The organism is Bradyrhizobium sp. CSS354, from assembly GCF_029051725.1.
Taxonomy (GTDB): domain Bacteria; phylum Pseudomonadota; class Alphaproteobacteria; order Rhizobiales; family Xanthobacteraceae; genus Bradyrhizobium.
In genome coordinates, this window is the sequence record NZ_JAACFU010000061.1 from 1 (window position 1) to 2,306 (window position 2,306).

General features: G+C 64.4%; 1 protein-coding gene and 1 pseudogene. One reads left to right on the forward strand and one right to left on the reverse strand.

Annotation, left to right across the window (positions count from 1 at the left end; translation table 11 throughout):
- Positions 1-217: 217 nt before the first annotated feature.
- Positions 218-1,489 carry a group II intron reverse transcriptase/maturase gene (gene ltrA / locus GWG67_RS38580; RefSeq protein WP_275174873.1) on the reverse strand — a complete coding sequence of 424 codons (1,272 nt, stop codon included), beginning with the start codon at positions 1,487-1,489 and terminating at the stop codon, positions 218-220.
- 565 nt (positions 1,490-2,054) lie between these two features.
- Between ltrA and GWG67_RS38585 the strand changes: the two are divergent.
- A pseudogene (locus tag GWG67_RS38585) lies at positions 2,055-2,306 on the forward strand (transposase); the annotation flags it as partial.

Consider the following 2,306-nt stretch of genomic DNA (forward strand, 5'->3'; position numbering starts at 1 on the left):
CACAGAGGTCGTGGTCGAGTAGCTCAGCCATTTGGCTTTCGCCCTCACAGATCCGGGCAGGCGGCTTTCCCGCACCCGGCTCTTCCCGAGGGTAACCCGCGTCATATCCGCGCCTGCGCCCAAGTGCGAGTGATGCGTGGAACGGGCAGACGGAAGCGTGCCGTCAGGGCCTCGAACTCCGACCAGCCCATGCGCCGACTTTTCTGACTGCGCAGTCTCAGACAGTGCAGCCAGATCCGACGCACTTCGCGGTAGAAGCCGTTAAGCGCTGGATAATTGTGCGGGCTGCCGTAGTAGCCGTAGTGTCCACGCAGCACTGCGGCGAACCACTCGTGCTGGGTGGCCAGTGACTCGTGCATGAGCGCCAGGCCTCCTGGCGCAACGCCGTCAGCTTGCGCGTCAGGCGTTTCCCTTCCGTCTTGTGCTTCACGATAAACCGGCCGTCCCGGGTCCGCCCGCAGTAGTGGGTGAAGCCGAGGAAGGCGAAGGTCTCGGGTCGCCGCTCGCCGCGCCGCTGACGCGAGAGGGCCGCAAATCGACCGAACTCGATCAACCGCGTCTTGCCCTCATGAAGCATCAGGCCAAAGCTGGCCAGCCGCGCCTTGAGGGCCAAGAGCATCTCCTGCGCATCCACCTTGCTCTCGAAGCCCATGACGAAGTCGTCCGCATAGCGAACGGCCACAACGCGACCGCGTGCGCGGCGACGGCGCCATTGATGGGTCCAGAGATCGAGGATGTAGTGCAGAAAGATGTTGGCGAGGAGCGGACTGATGCCCGCCCCCTGCGGGGTACCCCTGTCCGTTTCTTGCTTCTCGCCGCTCTCAAGAACAAGAACGCCGGCCCGCAGCCACAGCTCTATGAGCCGCAATATGCGAGGATCGGCGATCCTGTGCGCCACCATCCGCAGTAGCCACTCGTGGTCGACCGAGTCGAAGAAGTTGCGTATGTCGGCATCGAGCACCCAGTTGACGCGCTGGCTCATGATCGCTGTGTGCAAGGCGTCAAGCGCCATATGAGGATTCCGCCCCGGCCGGAAGCCGTAGGAGAACCCGAGGAAGTCGACCTCGTAGACGGAGCTCAGCACCTCGGCTACCGCGCTTTGGACAATCTTGTCCTCTAGCGCCGGCACACCGAGAGGCCGCTTACCGCCATCGGCTTTGGGGATGTAGACTCGTCGCACCGGCTGTGGCCGGTAGCGACCCGTGTGGACGCGTCCGCAGAGCTCCCGGAGGTTATCCGTGAGCCTCTCTTCGTACTTCGCCACCGTTATCCCGTCGACCCCCGCGCTGGCCTGCCGCTTTTGTCGTCGAAACGCCCGACGCAGAGCGTCCTCGTCGACGTGGTGCAGCAAGGCCGTGAACCGGGTTTGGGCAGCCTGCTTGGCTGCCGTGTTCACCCGTTCGAGGTTCGGCGGCAAGGCAACCCGGCTCTGTGTCCGGACCCTGGCCTTCTCGCGCGGGCTCCCCTCGGGCTGGCCCCTTCCCTCCATGCGTCTCGTTTCCTTCGACGACTTCACAGGTACAGTCCGACTCCCGACCTCAGCTCAGACCGCGGCTCTGGCACTGCCTTGCCGCTGCCCTCCGTTGGAGACCAATCCAACGGACCCGGTCGGGCCTCTCATGTTCCGATGATTACCTTCCATGCGTGATCCGGCCATCGACCCGACGGAGCGGCATCGTCTCGCATAACGACGATGCTCATGCTGCCTTCGTGTTTAGGGAACACACTCGACCTCCGCGAACATCCACCTTTCGAGGCTCATTCCCGCACCCCGCATGGCTCCTGTCTACACTTCGAACCCCGCGTTGCCGCGACGCCCGCAAGACTCGGTCCCGGCCTGCCTGCTTCGGCTTTGGCCGGATGGGACTTGCACCCACAAGTATTCATCAGCTTGGCATGACGTACTCCCCGGTGGTGGTGTAGCTCGGTAGAGCAAAGCCGCCCGGACGCGCGCCCCCAATAGCGCCGTAGCGGGCGGGCGGCTTTGCGGTGGTCACCGGCAGTTCTCCGGTAGGATCGGGTTGCGACACGCCAACGCAACCGAGGACCCACCGATGACCGAAGACATGATGAACCTGCGCACGCTTTTAGAAAAGACCCCGGACGCCGATCTGCTGCGCGAGATGATCGGCTTTGCCGCCCAGCGTCTGATGGAGCTGGAAGTCGAAAGCCAGACCGGGGCGGCCTATGGCGAGAAGACCCCCCGAACGCCTGGCCCAGCGCAACGGCTACCGCGACCGGATCTGGGAGACCCGGGCCGGCGCGGTCGAGCTGCGCATCCCCAAGCTGCGCAAGGGCTCCTACTT